Source organism: Microcoleus sp. B5-D4 (assembly GCF_036705145.1).
Classification (GTDB): domain Bacteria; phylum Cyanobacteriota; class Cyanobacteriia; order Cyanobacteriales; family Microcoleaceae; genus Microcoleus.
Genome location: NZ_JAUBTV010000179.1, coordinates 1 through 2,631 on the forward strand (window position 1 = coordinate 1; position 2,631 = coordinate 2,631).

Annotated in this window: 1 protein-coding gene; it reads right to left on the reverse strand. The window is 45.5% G+C overall.

The features are described 5' to 3' along the window. Nucleotides 1-67: 67 nt before the first annotated feature. On the reverse strand, nucleotides 68-1,864 hold the full coding sequence (gene ltrA / locus QUB10_RS34010; RefSeq protein ID WP_333207524.1) for a group II intron reverse transcriptase/maturase: 1,797 nt from the start codon (nucleotides 1,862-1,864) through the stop codon (nucleotides 68-70). Between the last annotated feature and the right edge of the window lie 767 nt (nucleotides 1,865-2,631).

The following is a 2,631-nucleotide window of genomic DNA, read 5'->3' on the forward strand; positions in this document are numbered from 1 at the left end:
GGGATTGTTAGGGTCGAGGGGAGTATTACTACTCCACCCCTCCCATCCGAAACCGTGCTTGCGACTTTCACCGCACACGGCTACTCAATGTGTTTCCTTTGTCACTACAGGACTTCAGACTCCCATCATTGGCAGTCTTTTCATCGTGGCAGTGTCGATGCAGTAATTGCAGGTTTTTCCACTCATCCTTTCCGCTTAGAGCTATGGGGATTTTATGGTCTACCTCCATCACATCCCATTCTTGGAAGCGTAATTCGCACCAAGGACATTGACCCTTTTGTTGTTTAAGCAACTTAGCCTTACGACTTGACATTTCAGGGTGTTTCCCTAGTCTTGAACTCCAGTAAACTGAGTCGTCATCGAATGGACTTTTATCGCCTTTGACTTTTACATAGTCAGTGCTACTGCAACTAAACTCACTATGTTTTAGTAACCGAAGGGGGTTCGCTTCCCCTTCTCTGGTTGCGAATACCCAGTTGCTGCCGCCAGTGGTTGTCCAGTATTTGATATGACCATCACTGATGTTTCCACAGCGGCGTTTTGCCCATCTACGAAGTTTCAGGTATGTGAGGTAATCCTGTTTTGATAGTTCTCCAACAGTTTGTGCGTCGGAATTTGAAAAGTAAGAAGTCCATCCCCTTATCACAGGGTTGAGGTCTTTAATCAGAGCCGCTTGGGGTGAAAACCTATGTTTTTTGATGAGTCTTCCGATTTCCTCTTGGTGAGCCTTACTCGCCTTCGGCGATGGGGTGATGAGTGTGTTAAAACCTAATATCCTACCTTCTGCGGTTTTGTTGCTTCGATATTTACCAGCGGGGTATTGCCTGATGTGATGACCTAAAAAGTCAAATCCGGCTGTACCATCCTCACTTAGTTCATCGTTGAGTGTGTGAGTTAGCCTCGTCTTTTCAGGTTTTAACTCCAGTCCAATGCCAGTTAACCATTGAGAGATTATCTCTTGACATCTTTTTATTACGGCTTTGTCTTTATGTAGAATTACGAAGTCGTCGGCATATCTAATGACTGCCAGGGATTGTCTTTTGCCCTTGTAACTTTTCTTTGTTCCACTTGAGTATCTGAGGTCTAGCGTTTCAGCAAATTGCTTAAGCGCTTCTTCTAAGCCGTGGAGGGCTATATTTGCAAGTAGCGGAGAAATGACTCCACCCTGCGGTGTACCCTCAGATGTAGCAGTAAAAGCTCCTTGGTCTATTACCCCGGACTTTAGCCAAGCTTTGATTTGTCGCCTAACCTTGCCCTTGATGTTCAACTTTTGGAGCAATGTCTGATGGTTGATGCGGTCAAAACATTTGGCTATGTCCGCGTCTAGCACGAACTTTGCCTCGCCTTGAATACAGTTTTTAATCTGTTTTATCGCATCGTGGCATGACCTGCCTGGTCTAAAACCATAGGAATTTGGCTCGAAAACCGCTTCCCATTCTGGTTCTAATGCAGCTTTGATAACTGCTTGCAAGGCACGGTCGTACATTGTGGGTATTCCTAATGGGCGCTTTTCCTCCCTTCCTGGCTTTGGTATCCATACCCTACGAGTGGGTTTGGATTTTCCAGTTAGTTTGAGTTGCTCTGTGAGTTTTAGACGTGCTGCTGGGGACAGGGATTTAATCCCATCCACTCCTGCCGTCTTTTTCCCTTGGTTTTCGACTGTTACCCTTCGTACCGCTAAGACCCTATTAGACCAAGACCTCATCAGCGTCTTTTGGAGCTTACGAACTAGCTTGACATCGCCACGGCGTGAAGCAGCGTAGATGCGTTTTTGTAACTTAAAGACGTACCGTTCGACTTGACGCCAATTAATAGTCTTCCATCCCTCTGTATTCTGTTGTGAATCAGAATTAGGCTTATTCATTACCACTTACACCTCTAGCGTTAACACCTTGCGGTTTACGTCAGCATATCCCGGCAGTTACGCCATCCCTTTTCAGGCATTACCCGTTGATTCAGGTTGGGCATTTGCTTCTTAAACCATCCTTTTCTCTCGTAGCATCTGGCTTGACTGCTTACCTGAACAAGAAACTGTACAGGAGCTAAGAGAGAGTTATTTCGTTCCTACTATCCATTGTTTGAGTCGTTAGGGCGTGTCTATCCACCGGGAGTTTAGGTAGTGCGCTATCTCAGTCCAAGACACTTGATAGACCTTATCCTTGTCAGTTGTTCCTGACCCAGGAGGTAGTTGAACTACAAGCTTATTTCCCCTGGTTGACTGTTACGATGGTTCAGATGACACTTTGCTGTTCTACCCATAGACTCTTGCTTGCAGTTGGTGTTTTCAGCTATTGTCACCAATTCCTGCTTTCACCCCCGCTTTACAAATTTGATAGTCAGTCTCCTCTGTAGGGGCTACCAAATAACTTGGTAGTTTGTGTGCTTTCAATCCCGCACCGAGATGGTAGGATTTAGTGTTTTATGGATTGAGTTATGATGGCGGTGTGACCTTCATCTTTTCCTTTTCTCCCCTAGCTGTCTTCGCAATTGCTTGGCTAGGTTTCTTCACCTACATGGATAGTAAGTTGTCATCAGTAAAGGATAAAAGTGCGAACTCTACCCTAGTGGGTTACTCTACTGAAGCCTGGAATCCCCCCATTTCTAGGTTTCTCCAAAACGAATCGCACCTTG